18 protein-coding genes and 1 pseudogene are annotated in these 17602 nt (G+C 69.6%); 6 read left to right on the top strand and 13 right to left on the bottom strand.

The annotated features are described in order from the left end of the window. Positions 1-5: 5 nt before the first annotated feature. From STHE_RS19675 to STHE_RS12930, 4 genes and pseudogenes are all read left to right on the top strand, one after another. Positions 6-800, top strand: a pseudogene (locus tag STHE_RS19675) (ABC transporter ATP-binding protein); the annotation flags it as partial. Between the two features lie 30 nt (positions 801-830). After that, positions 831-1664 (top strand): ABC transporter ATP-binding protein, encoded by an 834-nt coding sequence (locus STHE_RS19670; RefSeq protein ID WP_425376008.1) that lies wholly within the window; start codon positions 831-833, stop codon positions 1662-1664. Then, positions 1664-2512 (top strand): (2Fe-2S)-binding protein, encoded by an 849-nt coding sequence (locus STHE_RS12935; protein WP_012873035.1) that lies wholly within the window; start codon positions 1664-1666, stop codon positions 2510-2512. The genes STHE_RS19670 and STHE_RS12935 overlap by 1 nt, the downstream gene beginning before the upstream one ends. Positions 2513-2634: 122 nt before the next feature. Continuing rightward, positions 2635-3765 carry an ABC transporter substrate-binding protein gene (locus STHE_RS12930; RefSeq protein WP_012873034.1) on the top strand — a complete coding sequence of 377 codons (1131 nt, stop codon included), beginning with the start codon at positions 2635-2637 and terminating at the stop codon, positions 3763-3765. 134 nt (positions 3766-3899) lie between these two features. Here STHE_RS12930 and STHE_RS12925 read toward each other — a convergent pair whose 3' ends face one another. The 10 genes from STHE_RS12925 to STHE_RS12880 all read right to left on the bottom strand — a co-directional run bounded on the left by STHE_RS12925 (position 3900) and on the right by STHE_RS12880 (position 13659). Further along, positions 3900-4811 (bottom strand): SDR family oxidoreductase, encoded by a 912-nt coding sequence (locus STHE_RS12925; RefSeq protein WP_012873033.1) that lies wholly within the window; start codon positions 4809-4811, stop codon positions 3900-3902. A 19-nt stretch (positions 4812-4830) separates the two neighbouring features. Further along, on the bottom strand, positions 4831-6252 hold the full coding sequence (locus STHE_RS12920) for an FAD-binding oxidoreductase (RefSeq protein WP_012873032.1): 1422 nt from the start codon (positions 6250-6252) through the stop codon (positions 4831-4833). A 237-nt stretch (positions 6253-6489) separates the two neighbouring features. Next, complete coding sequence (locus STHE_RS12915; RefSeq protein WP_041400332.1) at positions 6490-6885, bottom strand: hypothetical protein; 396 nt, start codon at positions 6883-6885, stop codon at positions 6490-6492. A gap of 27 nt (positions 6886-6912) precedes the next feature. Further along, a complete protein-coding gene (locus STHE_RS12910) occupies positions 6913-9369 on the bottom strand; it encodes an ATP-binding protein (protein WP_041400330.1) in 2457 nt (818 codons plus the stop codon). Next, on the bottom strand, positions 9305-9712 hold the full coding sequence (locus STHE_RS19080; protein WP_041400328.1) for an AfsR/SARP family transcriptional regulator: 408 nt from the start codon (positions 9710-9712) through the stop codon (positions 9305-9307). The genes STHE_RS12910 and STHE_RS19080 overlap by 65 nt, the downstream gene beginning before the upstream one ends. Before the next feature lie 165 nt (positions 9713-9877). Then, a complete protein-coding gene (locus STHE_RS12900; protein WP_012873031.1) occupies positions 9878-10648 on the bottom strand; it encodes an enoyl-CoA hydratase-related protein in 771 nt (256 codons plus the stop codon). A 140-nt stretch (positions 10649-10788) separates the two neighbouring features. After that, positions 10789-11571 (bottom strand): enoyl-CoA hydratase-related protein, encoded by a 783-nt coding sequence (locus STHE_RS12895; protein WP_012873030.1) that lies wholly within the window; start codon positions 11569-11571, stop codon positions 10789-10791. A 7-nt stretch (positions 11572-11578) separates the two neighbouring features. Then, a complete protein-coding gene (locus STHE_RS12890; protein WP_012873029.1) occupies positions 11579-11884 on the bottom strand; it encodes an EthD family reductase in 306 nt (101 codons plus the stop codon). Further along, a complete protein-coding gene (locus STHE_RS12885; RefSeq protein ID WP_012873028.1) occupies positions 11881-12312 on the bottom strand; it encodes a thioesterase family protein in 432 nt (143 codons plus the stop codon). The genes STHE_RS12890 and STHE_RS12885 overlap by 4 nt, the downstream gene beginning before the upstream one ends. Positions 12313-12321: 9 nt before the next feature. Beyond that, entirely contained in the window at positions 12322-13659 is a 1338-nt protein-coding gene (locus STHE_RS12880) for a phenylacetate--CoA ligase family protein (RefSeq protein ID WP_041400587.1), read from the bottom strand. Between the two features lie 452 nt (positions 13660-14111). Here STHE_RS12880 and STHE_RS12875 point away from each other — a divergent pair, with 452 nt between their 5' ends. Together STHE_RS12875 and STHE_RS12870 are read left to right on the top strand one after the other, a co-directional pair. Continuing rightward, positions 14112-14369, top strand: a complete 258-nt coding sequence (locus STHE_RS12875; RefSeq protein ID WP_012873026.1) for a helix-turn-helix domain-containing protein — start codon at positions 14112-14114, stop codon at positions 14367-14369. Between the two features lie 349 nt (positions 14370-14718). Next, positions 14719-15642, top strand: coding sequence for an IS982 family transposase (locus STHE_RS12870; RefSeq protein ID WP_012870498.1), 924 nt, complete (start codon positions 14719-14721; stop codon positions 15640-15642). A gap of 251 nt (positions 15643-15893) precedes the next feature. Here the strand turns inward: STHE_RS12870 and paaD are convergent, their stop codons facing one another. Genes paaD through STHE_RS12855 form a run of 3 tightly spaced genes read right to left on the bottom strand, consistent with a single transcriptional unit; the run spans position 15894 to position 17508 of the window. Then, entirely contained in the window at positions 15894-16376 is a 483-nt protein-coding gene (gene paaD / locus STHE_RS12865) for a 1,2-phenylacetyl-CoA epoxidase subunit PaaD (protein WP_012873025.1), read from the bottom strand. Between the two features lie 24 nt (positions 16377-16400). Continuing rightward, positions 16401-17228: a 1,2-phenylacetyl-CoA epoxidase subunit PaaC gene (paaC, locus tag STHE_RS12860; protein ID WP_012873024.1), complete on the bottom strand. Its 828-nt coding sequence runs from the start codon at positions 17226-17228 to the stop codon at positions 16401-16403. Next, the gene (locus tag STHE_RS12855; protein WP_012873023.1) at positions 17218-17508 is read right to left on the bottom strand and encodes a phenylacetic acid degradation protein PaaB; all 291 of its coding nucleotides are present in this window, start codon (positions 17506-17508) and stop codon (positions 17218-17220) included. The genes paaC and STHE_RS12855 overlap by 11 nt, the downstream gene beginning before the upstream one ends. Between the last annotated feature and the right edge of the window lie 94 nt (positions 17509-17602).

The following is a 17602-nucleotide window of genomic DNA, read 5'->3' as shown; positions in this document are numbered from 1 at the left end:
GGCGGATGACGAGACTGCAGGCAAACGAGATCACCCTGAGCTACGGTGGCCCCGAGGCCGTGATTCAGGATCTGACGCTCAAGATCCCAGATGGCGCGGTCACGGCGATCATCGGCCCCAACGGGTGCGGCAAGAGCACGCTGCTCCGGGCCTTGGGGCGGCTCATGGCCCCGCAGCGCGGCGCCGTGCTGCTCGACGGCCATGCGATCCACCGGCAGTCGACGAAGGAGGTGGCCCGCCAGCTCGGGCTCCTGCCACAGCAGCCGACGGCACCCGATGCGATCACCGTCGAAGACCTGGTGCGGCGCGGGCGCTACCCGCACCAGTCGCTTCTGCAGCCGATGAGCCGGGAAGATCGCGCCGCCGTCGAGCGCGCGCTCGAAGTGACCGGCATGACGGACCTTCGCCGCTACCCGGTGGATGAGCTGTCGGGCGGACAGCGCCAACGGGCCTGGATCGCCATGGCACTGGCGCAGGAGACACCCCTACTGCTCCTGGACGAGCCGACGACCTACCTGGACATCGCCCACCAGCAAGAGATCCTGTCGCTCCTGCGCCGCCTGAACCGCACCGAAGGCCGGACGATCGTGATGGTCTTGCACGACGTCAATGCCGCCGCCCAGGTGAGCGACCACGTCGTGGCCATGCGCGACGGCGGGATCGTCGCCGAAGGCCCGCCCGAGCGCGTCCTCACACCCGAGATGATGGAGACGGTCTTCGGGATCGCCTGCGACATCGTCTTCGTGCCGGAGACGAACCGCCTCGTGTCGATGCCCCGCAGCTCGGCAGCGCTCACGGCCGAACCGCTGCCCGCCCCGCCAATCGGCCGGCTGCGGTGCGACCGGCTTTGCTGCGGCTACGGGCAGCGCTGCATCGTGGACCAGGCACGCCTGACGATCCCCGCCGGCCGGATGACGGCCATCGTCGGGCCCAACGCGAGCGGGAAGTCGACCCTGCTGCGCACGTTCGCTCGGCTGCTGAAGCCGATGTCGGGGACGGCCCTTCTCGACGACCGGTCGGTCGTCACCTGGTCACACCGGAAATTCGCTCAGCGGGTCGCGCTGCTCTCCCAAGACGCAGCGGTCCCCGACGGGGTTACGGTGGAAGACCTCGTGGCCGTGGGACGCTACCCCTACCAGCGGTGGTACCGGCAGTGGAGCCACGACGACCAGAAGGCGGTCGATGAGGCATTGGCTGCAACCGGTGTGGAGCACCTGCGCTGGAAGCCGGTAGACGCCATCTCCGGTGGGCAGCGGCAGCGCGCGTGGCTGGCGATGGCGCTGGCCCAGCAGACGAAGGTCTTGCTGCTGGATGAGCCGACCACCTTCCTCGACATCGCCCATCAGGTCGAGATGCTGGACCTGGTCTGGACCCTGAACCGGCGCGAAGGCCGGACGATCGTCATGGTCATGCACGACCTCAGCCAGGCGTGCCGCTACGCCGACCACATCGTGGTCATGAAGAACGGGCAGATCGTGGCCACCGGTGCCCCGGCGACCGTGCTGACGCCGGAACTGGTGCGCGATGTGTTCGGCGTCGAAAGCAGTGTGGTCGAAGATCCCATGACCGGCAGGCCGCTCATCATCCCCGAACAGGCGGTGGCCGACGACCCGACCGTCGCGCAGCACGGTGGTGCGGTCGCAGCCTCACAGAGGAGCGTGTGATGGACCGAGCAGAGCGCATGACGGGCATCGTGGCCGAGGGGGCAACGCCGCGAGCGACGGTCCCGATTCAGGCCACGATCGAGCGGGTGGCCGCCCAGATTCCCGGTGTGAGCGTGCACGTCGGGTCCGAGCCGGATTCGTGGCGCCGCGCGGCCGACATCGTGGACAACCCGGACGCCGTGAAGGACCTGCTGGACGAGGTCTGCCAGCTATACCAGATGGACAACCGGCAGGTGGCGGCTGCCTTCCTCGTCCTGGGCTATTTCTGGCACATCATGGCCGGGGCCACCGCCTGCTACCTGCTGGAGAACCGCGTCCCCGACCTCTCTACCGGCTCCGTTGCGCTCGACCTGCGGGGCGGCGTCACGTTCCTCTCGCCCCATTGTTGGGCGCTGCCGGGTGATCCCGATGCGCAGCACCCCACCGTCACCGTTGTTGCGAACCAACAGGAGCTACGCGAGCGCTTGACCTCCCAGTTCGAGGAGCATGCAGCACCCCTCTTCGCCGCCCTCCGCTCCGTCGCGCCCTACGGCCTGAACGGGATGCGTGCCAACTACGTCGATCGGCTCGCCAGCGCCGTCATCTGGATTGCCGAGCAGGTGGGCGACCTCGACCTGGCGCGCCGAGAGGTTCCCCCGCTCGTGGCCCTGGCACGGCCGAACGCACGGACCGGCATCCTGGAGGTCGAGCACGCCGGGCGCAGCGGCGTGTTCCTGAACCGTGGCGGCTGCTGCCTGAACTACCGATTGCCCGGCCGGGAGAAGTGCGACACCTGCTGCCTGCGCCCGCTGGAGGAGCGGATCGCGCTCTGCCGCGCCTACCTGGAGGGTAACGGCCAGATTCACTAGCCCACCCGCCCTGGCTCTCCCCGACTGCCGGGCGACCGCCATGAACGCCCGGCCAAGACCAAGTGCTGGATCGGACGGTTTGGGAGGTTTCCTCATCGAGAGGATGAGAGAGGAGCGCAACGATGCCGCTTGACTTGAGCGCCGGCGACCCAGCAGGACTCCGCCGCCGGATGACACGCCGCCGGCTCCTGCGCGGCGCCGGGGCACTGACCGCCGCTATGCCGCTCGCCGCCCTGCTCGCGGCCTGCGGCGGGGAGGACAACGGCGGAGCCGCCACCACCACGGCGACCGAACCTGCCGGGAACGAGACGGGTTCCGCAGCGACTCCGGGCACTGCGTCACCCACGGCAGCCGCCAACCCCGAGGCGTCCGGCGGCGAATGGACCTTCACCGACGACCGCGGGATCACCGTCACCCTGCCATCGCGACCGGAGCGCATAGTCGCTCAGACCGCCGCAGCGGCTGCGCTGTGGGACTACGGTATCCGCCCCGTCGGCATCTTCGGGCCGTATCGCATGGAAGACGGTTCACCCGACTTCCAGGCCGGCAACATCGACCTCGACGCGGTCGAGTACCTCGGCGATTACGGCGAGATGGACCTGGAGAAGCTGGTCGCCCTCCAGGCTGATGTCTACGTCGACTTCGCGCTGTACGACGACCAGCTTTGGTACCTCGGCGACACCGAGCCCCGCGTGAAAGAGATCGTGCCCACGATCGGCATCTCGATGCAGGGGGTGTCGATTCTCCAATCAATCGAGCGGTTTGAGGAGTTGGCTGGCCTGCTCGGCGCCGACCTCTCCGCCCCCGAGGTGGTCGAGGCCAAGGAGGAGTTCGCCGCTGCGGAGGCGGACCTGAAGGCCGCCATCGAAGAAAAGCCCGACCTGCGCGTCCTGGTCATCTCCAACTCGCTCGACCAGATCTACATCGCCTCGCCCGAGTGGATGACCGATCTCCGCCACTTCGCCGACCTGGGGCTCGACATCGTCACCCACGAAACCGAGGACTTCTTCGAGTCGCTGAGCTGGGAACAGGCGAACAAGTACCCGGCGGACCTGATCCTGGTCGACCAGCGGCCCGGCTTGCTCACCCAGGAGCAGCTCAACGCGATCCCGACCTGGACGAGTCTCCCGGCGGTGCAGGCCGGCCAGGTCGGCCCCTGGTACGCTGGCGCGCCCTACAGCCACCACCGGTTCGCGCCCATTATGCGGGAGCTGGCGGAGATCATCCGGAACTCGCGGGACGACATTGTCTAGCCCGTCCCGGGAATCACTCACACGCCCGCACGGCCCGTGTTGCGCGGTTCTCCTTCCGACAACACCGCGGGACCATGAGTTGGGTGCGAGCCTAACGGCTCGCACCCAATGCTTGACCGGCGACAGCGTCCGCCTCAGCGATCCACCGCCTGCGCCGGATCTCCCTCAGCCGGGGCGGGTGCAACCGCGCCGAAGGCAGCGGCGTGGTCGCGCGCGAAGTCCGCGAAGCGCCGGGGCTCGCGGCCGGTGAGCTCCCGCACCGTGCCCGTCGTGACGGCCAGCCCGTCCTCCCGGATGACGCCGAAGATCGCGTGCAGGTGCTGCACGAGCCAGTCGGGCATTCCGGACGCGACCAGAGCCGCCCGCGCCGCTTCCGGTGGTACATCCACATACGTCACCGGCCGCCCCGTCGCCGCCGTGAGGTCATCGGCGACCTCCTGGTAGCTGATCGCCGCCGGTCCGGTCACGACGTACTCGTTCCCCTCGTGCCCCGGCGTGGTCAGCAGCACCGCGGCGGCGACCGCGACGTCGCGCGGGTCGATCATCCCGATCTGACCCCTGCCGGCGGGCGCAAAGAGCCGCTCCTCGTGCCGGATCGGTTCCGCCGACAGCAGCAGGTTCGACATGTAGAAGTTCGACCGAAGGATGACCGCAGGAACGCCGGACCGCGCCAGGTGCTCCTCGATCCGGCCGTGCCAGTCGAACGGCGGCAGCGGCGACCCGGCTCGCGCGCCCACCGTCGTGAGCTTCACGATCCGCGAGACGCCTGCCGCGGCCGCGGCGTCAATCACCGCCGTCTCATGCTCAACCTTCTGCGGACCATCCCCTGAGGTAAGAAAGACGGTCTCGACCCCGTCCAGCGCACGCCGGATGGATGTCGCATCGGCGAAGTCGCCAACCGCCAAATCCACATCCGCGCCGAGCACGACGCCGGCCTTCTCCGGGTCGCGCACGAAGGCGCGGGTCGGAGCGTCGCGGCTGCGCAGCTCGCGCACCACCTGCGACCCGACGTTCCCGGTTGCACCCGTGACCAGGATGGTGCTCATCGGTGTCCCTCCACCCTTCTCAGGCACTCCCTCTGGCCGGTACCCGGCTCGGCGGGATGTTCGCGTTCAGCCGGAAGAAGTTCGTTGGGTCGTAGCGGTCCTTGAGCGCGGTGAGCCGTTGCAGCCGCTGGCCGTAGGCGTTCGCGATGCCCGCCGCACCCTCGTCCGAGAGGAAGTTCGCATACACCCCGGCGCTGTGCGGTCGTAGCGCCTCCCAACCCTCGCGTACCCACGCCGTGTGCTGGGCACCATTCGGGTCGGATGGTTGCCATGCCGCGACGACATTGATCTCGAAACCGGGGTCGCGCTCTCCCACCGCGGTAGCCGCCGGGTCAATCCGGCTCACCGCACCGCCGACCGCCCAGCCGCCGATCTGCGAGAACGGCGTCGGGATCCTGGCGATGCGCTCGACCAGCACGTCGATGACCGGATCGGAGAACGTCGGGATCCGGTGTGCCTTCCAGTAGTAGTGCATCCCGTGCGGCGCGCCCCCGTCGAACATCGACTGCACGAAGAGGTACGGCACCGGGCGGACGACGTCGGCGAGCGGCGTGCCGATCCGGCGGAGCGGCGCTATCACCCGCTCGCCTTCCGCGATATCCCCTGCCCAGACGGGAACCAGTCCGATCACGGGCTGGCCATAGTGTTCCGGCGCGAGAAACGGTGTCGGTGGCGCCCGGCGCAGAACCAGGCTGATCCCGAGGGCGTCCGGTGACTCCCGGATGAAGTCGCGCACGAAGCGCAAGACTTCGAGCGCGTCCGCCATCGCCCAGAAGATCGGTCCACCCAGGACGATCGGCCCGACCGGGTGCAGCCGGTACTCCGGCGCGGTGGCCACCCCGAAGTTCCCGCCACCGCCGCGCAGGCCCCAGAGCAGGTCGGGCTCGGTCTCGGCGTCGACGCGCAGCCGCTGGCCATCGGCGGTCACCAGGTCGACCGCCAGCAGGTTGTCGACCGTCAGCCCGAAGTTCCGCATGAGGTGTCCCAGCCCGCCACCGAGGGTCAGGCCGCCGATGCCGGTGTGGCTGATGATGCCGCCCGTAGTGGCGAGGCCGAACGCCTGCGTTGCCCGGTCCAACTCGGACCACAGGACACCGCCCGCCGCCCGCGCCGTGCGGCTCGCCGGATCGACCCGGACGGCCTTCATCAGCGAGAGGTCGATCATAAGCCCGCCGTCGCAGACGCCGTGACCGGCGACTGCATGCCCCCCACCGCGCACCGAGACGAGCAGGTCACGCTCCCGCGCGAACCGAACCGCCGCCACCACGTCATCGGCTCCGGCACAGCGCGCGATGAGGCCCGGCCGCCGGTCGATCGCGCCGTTCCAGACCCGGCGGGACTCGTCGTACCCCTCCTCTCCCGGCTGGAGCAGCGCGCCACGGAACCGTGCGCGCAGCCCGGCGATATCCGACGCGTCGATCGTCGCCAAGTTCGTCGCCATGATGTCCCTCGTTCCGTGGGTGCGGCGCGGGCCGCCACGTATTCCGCCATCTCCGGAGCTCGGCCGGTGTCCCGATCTCCGGTTCCAGCATCGCGTACCGTGCGTTCCAGAAGCGTTCCACGGCGCGTTTCTGGACATTCGGCTGAACGATCAACACGTCACGCGCCCCGGCCGGGTGGGGCTGGTGATCCCGTGGGCGACCAGCGTCCGAGTGGGCCGCGGTGCGCGTCGGGCGTGTCAGGAGAGCAGCGCAGTGGCGGCACGCAGGTCGGGCGTGTCCCAGCCCTCGGTGAACCGATCGACGATCGCGGCCAGCAGGGCGCGCGCCTCGCGGGAGACAGCACCGCCGCGCGACGACCGGTGCCGGAGCAGGCTGGTCGCGGCCCGGAGTTCGAGCGTCCGCGCCGCCTGACGCCGGGCGATCAGCAGGGCTCGCGTCAGCTCGGCGTCGATCTCGTCGCGGGGAGCGCCGAGCGCGGCCAGGAACTCCGCGCGCTTCCGATGTATCTCAGCCTCCCAGACACGCGCCGCGCCGCCCAGCGCGAGCGCCTGCTCGGTGGCTGCCAGCCCCGCCCCGGTATCGCCGGCCACGCTGCAGGCTTCCAGCAGCACGCGGACCACCCCTGCGCGCATACCGGGTGCGTGGTCCGTCCCGCCGGACTACGCAAGCGCGTGCTGGATGCGGGGAATGCCGGATCGTGCGTGCCCATCGAGTACCTCGACGTACCCCTCCAGCGCGGGGGTGACGACGTGGTTTGGACGCATCTCGTCCTCCCTGCGCCCGGCCACCAGCGCGGAAGCCGAGTGGCGGAGGCGCGCCTCATCGCGGAGATCCACCGCCAGCAGCGCGGCGAATACGAGCGCCGTCCCACGGCTCGACGGGTGCCCGACCTTCTCCGCCAGGGCGAGGGCGGCGTCGCAGGCGCGAACCGCGGCGTCCGGGTAGCCGAGGAACCACAGCGTGTTGCCCAGGCGACTCAGGCACACGACCTGAGGATCGAGCCTGTAGCGGAGGAGATGGATCGCCCGGTGCTCTGGCCGGTAGCAGGCCACGGCCGCTTCGAAGTGAGAGCGTGCCGCCACGAACGCGCCCTGCCAGAACGCGGCAATTCCCAGCACGTACGCCGCCTCGGCACGGATCCCGTCGTCGTCCACCGCGTCGGCCTGCGCCCGAAGTTGCGCCCCGGCCCGCTGGGCCGCCGCGAAATCGCCCCGGGCGAGGCTGGCGATCCCTATCGAGCGCAGCAGCGGGCCATCGGGCGGGGTGGCGAGGGACTCCGCCAGTGCCAGCGCACGCTGCTGCACGACAGACAGCCACTCAGACGAGTAGCCCTCGACGGTCCCGAGCGGCGTCGCAAGCGCGGTGAGGAGCGCCAGTTCGCGCGCGTCACGCTCCGCTGTGCGCGGCAGCGCGCTGAGCAGGTCGAGCGCGCGGTCGAGCAGGCGGACCACCTCGGTATTCACGTGCAGCCGCATCGCCGCTCCCGCCGCGCGCTGGTACCACTCCACAGCCTCGTCCGCGCGCCCGCCGCGATCGAAATGGAAAGCGATCCGGCCGCTCAGCGCCTCCGGGTCGTCAGCACGGCATCTCACCAGTGCTTCGGCCACCCGCACGTGGTAATAACGCCGCCGCGCGGGGCTCAGCCGCTGGTACACGACCTCACGAATCTTGTCGTGGCTGAAGTCGTAAGCCACCGCCCCCTGCTCGCGGACGATGCGCCGCCGCCAGAGTTCGTCCAGGGCCCGGACGAACGTGCCCTCGGCGAACTGGCTCGCGTCCGCCAGCACCTCGGCAGTGAACTCGCGACCGATCGTCGCCGCGACCCCCGTCAACTCCCGCGCCGCTTCGGACAACTGTGTCAGGCGCGACTCGATGACGGCCTGGACCTTCGGACTGAGCGTCCCCTCGGGAACCGGTCCACGCCCCCACCCGGCGCGCAAAGTCTCGACCACGAAGAGCGGATTGCCCTCCGTCTCGGCGTAGAGCCGGTCCGCGTCCGCCTCCACGAGCGGGCGCGCCGTGAGCGTGGCGGCCAACATCGCGGCCTCGGACCGGCTGAGCCGCCCGAGCGGGATCTCCACGACGCGCTCCCGGGCGTGCAGTGCGGCGAGGATGCCGCTCACGGGATGCTGCTCGTCGATCTCCTCCCGCCGCGCCGTGGCCGCTACCATGAGCTGCGCCTCCGGCTGGACACGCAGCAGGTAGTGCAGGACCTGAAGCGTCTCTTCATCGCACCACTGGAGATCGTCGATGACCAGGAGGGTCGGACGGCCCACCGCGAGGAGTGCGCGAGTGGCCGCCTCGGCCAAACGGTGGCGCTGATCCCGCTCAGCCAGGGGCTCCGGGGGCGGCAGGCCGGGCACCTCGTTCAACAACTCGGGAAGGAGACGAGCCAGCTCCGTGAGGTGGGCCTGTTCCTGTCGCCCGAAGAGCGCGCGCACCGGCGGTGCCCGTAGCCAACTGACCAGCGCCCCGTACGCCAGCGAGCCCTCCGCCGCGTAGCAGCGCGCGTCCGCGATCATCGCGCCCCGATGCGCACACCGAGCACACAGATCCTCGATGAGACGCGTCTTCCCCACGCCCGGCTCGCCCGTGACGAGCACGAGGTGGGCCCGACCCCGCTCCGTTGTCCGCCACAGATCCGCGAGGCGCGCCCGCTCCCGTGCCCGGCCGACCAGCGGCGGGCCGGTGACCCGTCCGGCAGGTGGCGCTGCGAGCGCCTCGCGCGCCTGCAACAGCGCCTCATACGCCTCGCGCGTCGGCTTCGACGGTCCGACGCCCAGCTCGCGCTCGAGCGTCGCCTCGCAGAGGTGATACACCCGTAGCGCCCGCGCGCGATCACCACGCGCGTCGTGCAGCCGCATCAGGAGCCGATAGGTCTCCTCCCGTAGCGGCTCGATCCGCAGCAGACGCTCCGCGTAGGCGACCCCCTCGGCAAGTTCACCGCGGGCCTCTAGCAGCCTGGCGAGCCCTTCCAGGGCATCGAGATACAGCAGGCGGAGCCGCTCGCACTCTCCCAACAGCCACTCGTCGTCGTGCCCCGCGAGCAGGTCACCGCGGTACACATCCACGGCCTCCCGCAGCGACGCGAGGGCGATGTCGCCCTCCTCGCGCACGGCGCGTGATCGCCTCCTCGAAAGTGTCGAGGTCGAGCCAGACGGGCGCCTCCGGCCGCCACTGGAGCGTCCGCGGCGTGACGTCGAGCCACCGGTCAGCATCGGGGAGCGCCCGGCGCAGCAGGTGGAGCAGATGGCGCAGGTTGGTCCGCGCCTGCGCCTCGGTCGAGTCAGGCCAGAGGAGAAAGGCGAGGCGCTGCCGGGGTTGAGGCGTGTCCCGGTGCAGGAGAAGGTACGCGAGCAACGACGCGGCGCGTGCAGACTCCAGGGGCGGAAGAACCTCGCCACCGCGGCGGATTTCGAGATCGCCCAGGAGCCGGATACGGAGCGCCGGTGACTCCATGGTGGTGCTCCCCAGCACCTGAAGCCGCTGCCCACCACGTGCGTCACAGTCTGCGGCACAGCGGACATTCTGTCAACTGCGAATAGGACCGAGTTGTCAGTTGTCACCCGCCGGGCGTGCCGCGATGAGCACGCCGGGTGGGGCGTGCCTTAACTCGGCAGGTTGCTACTCCCCGGTGAAAACCGGTGGGCGCTTCTCCTTGAACGCCGAGACCCCCTCACGGTAGTCGCGGGTGTTCCCGGCGATCTCTTGCAGGTAGGCCTCGTACTCCAGCACCTCGTCGAGGGTGGCCGTCGCCGCCTTGCGCAGCGCCCGCTTGATGAGGCCGTACGCCTTTGTCGGACCGTCGGCGAGCTGGGATGCGAGCGCCTGCACCTCCTCAGCGAACCGCTCGGCCGGCACGACCCGGTTGACCAGCCCCAGGTCTAGCGCCTCCTGCGCGGTCAGCCTGGGCGAGAGGGCAAGCAGTTCGAACGCCTTACCCCAGCCGACGAGACGGGGCAAGAAGTAGCTCATGCCCGAGTCGGCTGTCAGGCCGATCCGGCTGAACGACGTGACGAAGACGGCGGCCTCGGAGGCGATGCGGAGGTCGCAGGCCAGCGCCAGGGCGAAACCCGCCCCCGCCGCGGCGCCGTTGACCGCGGCGATCACTGGCTTCTCCAGCTCGGCGATCCGCTGGATGACGGGGTTGTAGTTGTCGAGCACGGCGCGGAACGACGTCTCCCCGTCCTCCAGCTCGTTGAGATCCTGGCCTGGAGAGAAGCCGCGCCCGGCACCGGTGATGACCACGACCCGCACCGCCGGGTCCTTGGCGGCGTCACGCAGGGCGGCGCCCAGCTCCCGCAGCATCTCGCGTGTGAAGGCGTTCAGCGCCTCTGGCCGGTTCAGGGTCAGAGTCAAGACCCCACCCGCCTGCTCGCGCTCCAGTACGCCCATCGTGCCTCCTCGTTGACGTGAACGGCCCTCACCCCCTGGCCCCTTCTCCCAACCTTGGGAAAGGGGGAATGCGTGATAAGGTGCTCCGAGCAGCCGAGAGACGGCTCGGAGAAATGGGGGCCTTTAGCCGCGGACTTACGCTATCGTCCCTGCCATTCGGCGCGACGCTTCTCCAAGAAGGCCCGAATCCCCTCCTGCTTGTCCGCGGTGCCGAAGAGCAGGTAGAAGTTGTGGCGCTCGTGGGCCAGCCCCGCCTCCAGCGGCACGTCCTGCCCACGGAGGATCGCCTCCTTGGCGAGCTGTACCGCCAGCGGCGCCTTTGCCGCCACTGTGCGGGCCAGCTCGATCGCGGCGTCCAGGTAGACCTCGACCGGCACCACCCGGTTGACCAGCCCGAAGCGTTCCGCCTCGGCAGCGGTGAGCTGCCGCCCGGCCAGCACCATCTCCATCGCCAGGTACTTGCCGACCTGGCGCGTCAACCGCTGGGTTCCGCCCGCGCCCGGCATGATCCCGAGGTTGATCTCCGGCTGGCCGAACCGGGCCGTCTCCGAGGCGACGATCATGTCGCACAGCATCGCCAGCTCGCAGCCACCACCTAGCGCCCAGCCGGATACAGCCGCGATCATCGGCTTGCGGGTCCGGCGGAGCTGTTCCCACTCGTCGAAGCAGTAGCCGCTCAGCATGTCGGCCACGCCCGCGCCGTCCATCTCGGTCACGTCGGCCCCGGCGGCAAAGGCCGCCTCATTACCGGTGAGCACGATGACGCCGACCTCGTCGTCCTGGTCGAACGCCGCAACCGCCTGCACCAGCTCGCGCATCAGCGCCTGGTTGAGCGCGTTGAGCCGCTCCGGGCGGTTGAGCCGGATCAGGCCCACCCGGCCATCCAGCTTCTCGACGATCAGGGTCTCGTAGGTCACGCCCATCCCCCGCTCACTCCACGTCCTCGCCGACCATCACCGTCACCAGCCCGCGCGCGAAGCTCATCAGGTCCTTGGCCACCGCGCGGTTCTCCTCGGAGCGCATGGCGGCGTCGAACGTCTCCCGGTTCGGGTACGTCATCACCGCCATGAGGAAGTAGGGCGCCTCCCCGCCGAAGGCGTCGGCCGTGATCCGGGTGACTTCGAGCCCGGCCAGACCCGGGACCTTGCGCACCAGCGGCGTATGGACTTCCTCGTAGTGCCGCATGAAGCCGTCGACGTCCTCCGGCTGCTTGTAGAGCGCCACGACCCGGATCATGCTCGCATCTCCTCTCGTGTCGCGTCCAGCCGCCCCCGCTGCCGGGCGAAGCGCGCTTCGATCTCGGCCGCCGGCAGAACGACCTGCGTCGTCTCACCCTCGCCGATCACCTCACCCCACTGGTTGACGACGCGGCAGCGGACGTAGAGCCGGTTGCCCTCGGTCCGATCGTGGACCCCTTCAACGGTCAGCCGCTCGCCCGGCAGCGCCGGAGCCAGGTGGCGCACGCTCACCGCCGCCCCGATCCCCTCCTCGCCCGGCTCCAGGAAGGGGATCAGGATCTTCCGCCCCACCAGCTCCATGTGCTTGGCCATCCAGTAGGTGGCATAGACGGGGTGGACCCGGCCTAGCTCCTCGAAGTCAACCGTCATCTCCGGCGTCACCACGAAGGTGAAGGTCGCCGCATGCCCGATCGGAATGGTCCGCACCGGTCCCTCCTACAGTTGGCGCAGGTCGAGCACCCGCCGCAGCTTGCCGCCCTCGCTCCGCGGCACTGTGCCCGGCGCCATCAGCGTCACGTTGAGCCGCAGGCCAATCGTGTTACGGATCTTCCGCTGGATCGACTCCCGCAGCGTACGCAACCGCTGGTCCGCCTCTAGCACCTCCGAGGAGAGGACATCCTGCCCGACCTCCCGGAACAGCGCCTCGGTGACCTCCACCTTCACTTCGACCTCGTCCAGCGCACCGTCACGGGTGACGACTAGCTGGTAATGCGGCACGACATCGGGTATCCCCTGCAGGATCTCCTCGATCTGCGTCGGGTAGAGGTTGAGCCCGCGGATAACCAGCATGTCGTCAGTTCGGCCGCGGATCGGGCCCATGCGCACGTGGGTGCGCCCGCACGAGCACGGCTCGTGAGTCAGGTAGGTCAGGTCTCCGGTGCGGTAGCGGATGACCGGCATCGCCTCTTTGGTCAGGGTGGTAAAGACCAGCTCACCCACCGTGCCGTCCGGCAGCGGCTCGCCTGTCTCCGGGTCGACCACCTCGGCCAGGAAGTGGTCCTCCCAGATGTGGCTTCCGGCGCGCTCCTCGGTGCATTCCTGGCTGACGCCCGGCCCGATTACCTCCGACAGGCCGTAGATGTTCACCGCGGTCAACCCCAGTCCTCGCTCGACATGCTCCCGGATCGTGTCGGTCCACGGCTCCGCCCCGAGGATGGCGAAGCGCAGGCTGATCTCCTCCGGGTCAATGCCGCGCTTCTCGAACTCCCCGGCCAACGTCTGGGCGTAGGACGGAGTGGACGCAATCATGTCCGGCTGGAAGTCGCGGATGAGCGTGACCTGCCGCTCGGTCACGCCGCCCGAGACAGGAACGACGACCATGCCGAGCCGTTCACCACCGAAGTGCAGGCCGAGCCCTCCGGTGAAGAGGCCGTAGCCATAGGCGTTGTGCAGCACCATCCCCGGCTCTCCCCCGGCAGCGGCCAGCGAGCGGGCGTTCACCTCGGCGAAGACGTCCAGGTCGTGCTTGGTGTAGGAGACGACCGTGGGCTTCCCGGTGGTGCCGCTCGAGGCGTGGACGCGTGCCAGACGCTCGCGCGGCACGGCGAGCAGGCCGAAGGGGTAGTGATCGCGCAGGTGCTCCTTCCGGGTGAAGGGCAGGCGCGTCAGGTCGTCGACCGAGCGGATGTTGGCCGGCCGAATCCCCGCCTCGTCGAACGACTCGCGGTAGAAGGGTACGCGGTCGTAGACGTAGGCCACGATAGCGCGCAGCCGCTCGTCCTGCAATGCGCGCAGGCGGTCCCTGGGGAGGGTCTCGATCTCGGGTTGGAACATCGGCATGGCTCTCCCTCCTTCGTCGTGAGACGGTGTGCACCGACCGCCCGTCAGAGCGTCGACAGGCGGGGAGAGATCGCTGGTCGGGCGGCAAGGAACCACCCGGAGGGACTGTCACGCAGGCGCCACGTGCGTACTTTGGAACTGGCAACCATCATAAGCCCTGTTGCCCGCACGCGCCACACAGCACGCCCGTACTTGCTCGTGCGCAAAGACAAGACCACCTCGATGCGCTAGCGTGCCAGTGCGGATCGTCGGCTGCGCCGGGTCAGCGTGGGCGAGGAGGAGGGAGTGGAGCGGGAAATCCTCCACGCTGGCACTGGTGCCGCCGACGTCATCCGCTCCACATGGCTGGCCCGCCGGGCCCCGCCCTGTTCCACCGGCAATGACCGCGCCAGGGCACGCACCCTGCGCCGCACCTCCGCAGGCGCACACGATCGGAGGCACGACCCATGAGCACGATCACGACACTCCGAGAGCACCACAGGCTGAGCCGCGAGGATCTGGCACGGCGCCTCGGCACGCTCCCCGAAGTCATCGAACAGTGGGAATCGGGCGTCAGTTCACCCAACGAGGGGCAGGTGCTCAGCCTTGCCCGCCTCTTCGGCGTCTCCCCCAGCGCCATCACCGACGCCGAAGATCTCCTCCTCACCCCGAATCCGCCCCCGGTGCCCCCCGCCGCAGGCGGCGTTGAGCACCAGCCGGGGTAGCGGTGGCAGGCCGGGTTGGCGTCGGTGCGACGCCCGCCGGGCAATGAGATCCGGGACAAGATGGCGCGAGGAGTCCCGCGCCGTGCTGAGGACCCGGGGGTAAACCCCCGGGCTCACAAGAGAAGCCCGCTAAAGCGGGCTGGGGACGCTGAGACTAACGAGTGCTGGATAGGCTCCGCCGACGTGTGGCCATCACAGCCCCTTCAGTGGGCTGACCCAACTATTCAGCCCGGCGGCTTGAACGCTTGGTGTGAGTTAGCCGGGGCATGCTGTGCCCTCTTGACACAGGAAGGTGCCCACTTCCATACGGGAGATAGCTCGTATCCGTCTCCCACGAAAGGAGCACCCGATGGATGTGGACACCTTCCTGATTACAGTCTATGTCCTGGTCGACACCTTCTGCCAGACCCACCTGCCCCCGGAGCCCCACCGCCCCGGCCCCGCGCCGGCCCTGAGCCGCAGCGAGGTCTTGACCCTGGCCATCTTCGGGCAGTGGATGAGGTTCTCCAGTGAGCAGGACTTCTACCGCTACGCCGAGCGCCACCTGCGCCCCTACTTCCCGACCCTGCCCCACCGCAGCCAATACAACCGGCTGCTGCGGCGGCATCAGGTCGCCCTGGCCCAGTTCGCCCTCTACCTGGCAGACCAACTTGGCCGGGGGCCAGTGGCGGTGGATGTGCTCGATGTGGCGCCGGCTCCGGTGCGCAACGCCAAGCGCCGCGGGCGGGGCTGGCTGGCCGGCGAGGCCAACATCGGCTTCAGCTTGCGCCTGGGCTGGTTTGCCGGCTTCCGCGTGCTGACCGCCGTCAGCCTGGAGGGGGCGATCACCGGCTGGGGCGTGGCCCCGGCCAGCACCAATGAGCGGTCCCTCGCCGAGACCCTGATTGCCTGTCGGGCCCACCCCGATCCCCGCCTGCCCAGTGTCGGCACGCCGGTGGCGACCTATCTGGCGGATAGTGGCTTTGCCGGCGAGGACTACGAGGCGCACCTGGCGGCCACCTACGGGGTGACGCTGGTGGCCACCCCGCAGCGAGGCAGTCGGCGGCGCTGGCCCAAGGCGGTCCGCCGCTGGGCGGCCCGGCATCGCCAGATCGTGGAGACGGTCATCGGGCGGCTGCTGCACACCTTCGGGCTGGAGCGCGAGCGGCCGCACACGCTGGCGGGCTTCCAGGCGCGGCTGGCGGCCCGGGTGGCGCTGCACAATCTCTGCTGCTGGCTAAATCGGCAGCGGGGACGGCCGCTGCTGGCGGTGGCGAACCTGATCACCTGGTAGCCACGGCGCCCTAACTCACACCAAGCGTTTGAGCCCCGGGCACGCGGCAGGGCGCCGGGACCATTCCGCCACCTATCCGGCGTCCCTCCGACTGTACGAAACCAACCCCAGCGCGGCATCACGCCGCGCCATGCCAAAGCGGCGGCTCATGCCGCCGCACTCCAGATGGTTCCCCAGCCGGCTCCAGCCGGCTTCCCATTGTGAGTCCAGGGGTTCTCCCCGGGCACTGGCCGCCGTCGTGGACCAATGCGCTACACCGCCTTGAACTGCTCGAACGGCTGGCGGCAGGCGCGGCAGTAGAAGATCGAGCGGCAGGGGGTCGGGCCGAAGAGGTTTTCGATCTGAGTGTCGGTTGAGCCGCAGTAGGGGCAGGCAACCGGGGTGACCGGGACCGGCGTCAGCCGGATGGCGCCATGGGGCGGCGGCGCGAGGTCGGCCGCCCGGAGCATTTCCCGACCGGCGGCGGTGATTCGATCGCTGGTCCATGCCTCGTCGTAGACCACGACGACCTCGACCGGCCCGAAGGCGCTGAGGCGCGCTTCGATGTCCTGGCGCATCATGTCGATCGCGGGGCAGCCGGTGAAGGTCGGCATCATCTCGACTCGGATCGGGTCACCGACCGTCACCCGCCTAATGATCCCCAGATCGACGACATTGATCGTGGGGATCTCGGGGTCGGGCACCTCGCGTAGCGCCTCCCATATCTCCGCTTCCGTGATCGTGCTCGCGCCCATCGACGGCCCCCTCTCGCGGCCCGGCTACCAGACGGCCTCCGGCTCCAGGCGACGCACCATGGTCATCTCGTCGTAGAGTTCGGCCCACGCCGGCCCGTGGCGCCCCTGGCGCCCGCCCGCTTCGGGTGACACGGCGATGGACCAGCCGGCGGCCGTCCGCTCCGCCGGGAAGCGGATTCCCACGGCAGCGCAGTGGTCCTGCACTCGCTCCAGCCAGGCATCGCGCAGGTCCGAGGTGCGACGTGACAACAGGCCCTCGGCCACCAGTAGATCCTCCCCCGGAGCGTCTTCGAACAACCCGAGCAGGCCCGGCCAGAGCGCGAGCAGCGCCCCTTCCAGCCGCTCGCGCGCCTCACCCTCGGCACTGGCGAGCGCCCGCCACCACGCCGCACCGTGCCGCAGGTGGTACTGCTCCTCCCGCCGGATCTTCTGCACCGCCCCGGCCAGCGGGGCGTAGCTGGAACTCACCAGCGCGTCGGTGCGCAGGTCGTCGAACAGGTCGTACAGGAATCGCCTGGCCACGGCGCGCGCCCAGTCCCCACCGCCGCGATGCGCACCGGACGAGTCGTACTTCGGGGTGGTGCGCGTCTCCAGCACGCTCGCGTGGTAGTAGTCGTCGGGCCCACGCCCGAGCGCCAGGTGGTCGGCGTCTGACTCCAGCAGGTCGGCCGCCAGCATGTAGTAGAGCCGCGCGTGCCCGATTTCGTCCTGGGCCAGGGAGCTGAAGGCGACGTCCTCCTCGACCAGCGGCGCGATCCCGGTCCACTCCGAGTCCCGATAGCCCAGGATCAACTCATCGTCGGCCACGGTGAGCAGGTAGCGCCCCAACGCCGACGTCACCTCAGCTCTCATGTGCGCCCTCCTGCGCCAGTTGCCGCCGCTTCTGCACGGTCACGCGGTACGCCTCGCCCATGCGGTAGGACCGTTCGATCGGCGGCCGGAGGAAGTAGGCGTCACCGATCTCCTCGATGGCCGCGCGAGGCACCAGCCAGAGCCGCGTCGCCTCCCCGCGGCGCGAGTAGACCTCGCGAGCGTACTGTCGAGCCAGATCGTCGCCGGGCGCCTGGACGTTCCCGACGTGGACCATCGGCTCCCCCTCGCGCTCCTGGCGAAAGACCTCGTAGATCTGCATGGGCGACTCCTGGAACGTCATACGTCATGCGTCATGCGTGCTGCGTACTGCGTACTCCGTCGTTCACCCCTCCTCACCTGGTGGGCTCCGTCCG

This window comes from Sphaerobacter thermophilus DSM 20745, assembly GCF_000024985.1.
Lineage (GTDB): Bacteria > Chloroflexota > Chloroflexia > Thermomicrobiales > Thermomicrobiaceae > Sphaerobacter > Sphaerobacter thermophilus.
This window is presented reverse-complemented; position numbering and strand designations above follow the sequence as displayed.

Coding starts and splice junctions, on each gene's coding strand:
- STHE_RS12880 (WP_041400587.1), bottom strand. CDS start 13,659: ATGTTCCAACCCGAGATCGAGACCCTCCCCAGGGACCGCCTGCGCGCA.
- paaD (WP_012873025.1), bottom strand. CDS start 16,376: ATGGGCGCGAGCACGATCACGGAAGCGGAGATATGGGAGGCGCTACGC.
- STHE_RS12855 (WP_012873023.1), bottom strand. CDS start 17,508: ATGCAGATCTACGAGGTCTTTCGCCAGGAGCGCGAGGGGGAGCCGATG.
- STHE_RS12890 (WP_012873029.1), bottom strand. CDS start 11,884: ATGATCCGGGTCGTGGCGCTCTACAAGCAGCCGGAGGACGTCGACGGC.
- STHE_RS12870 (WP_012870498.1), top strand. CDS start 14,719: ATGGATGTGGACACCTTCCTGATTACAGTCTATGTCCTGGTCGACACC.
- STHE_RS12935 (WP_012873035.1), top strand. CDS start 1,664: ATGGACCGAGCAGAGCGCATGACGGGCATCGTGGCCGAGGGGGCAACG.
- STHE_RS12915 (WP_041400332.1), bottom strand. CDS start 6,885: ATGCGCGCAGGGGTGGTCCGCGTGCTGCTGGAAGCCTGCAGCGTGGCC.
- STHE_RS12900 (WP_012873031.1), bottom strand. CDS start 10,648: ATGGGCGTACTGGAGCGCGAGCAGGCGGGTGGGGTCTTGACTCTGACC.
- STHE_RS12920 (WP_012873032.1), bottom strand. CDS start 6,252: ATGGCGACGAACTTGGCGACGATCGACGCGTCGGATATCGCCGGGCTG.
- STHE_RS12930 (WP_012873034.1), top strand. CDS start 2,635: ATGCCGCTTGACTTGAGCGCCGGCGACCCAGCAGGACTCCGCCGCCGG.
- STHE_RS12925 (WP_012873033.1), bottom strand. CDS start 4,811: ATGAGCACCATCCTGGTCACGGGTGCAACCGGGAACGTCGGGTCGCAG.
- STHE_RS12875 (WP_012873026.1), top strand. CDS start 14,112: ATGAGCACGATCACGACACTCCGAGAGCACCACAGGCTGAGCCGCGAG.
- STHE_RS19080 (WP_041400328.1), bottom strand. CDS start 9,712: ATGGAGTCACCGGCGCTCCGTATCCGGCTCCTGGGCGATCTCGAAATC.
- paaC (WP_012873024.1), bottom strand. CDS start 17,228: ATGAGAGCTGAGGTGACGTCGGCGTTGGGGCGCTACCTGCTCACCGTG.
- STHE_RS12895 (WP_012873030.1), bottom strand. CDS start 11,571: ATGGGCGTGACCTACGAGACCCTGATCGTCGAGAAGCTGGATGGCCGG.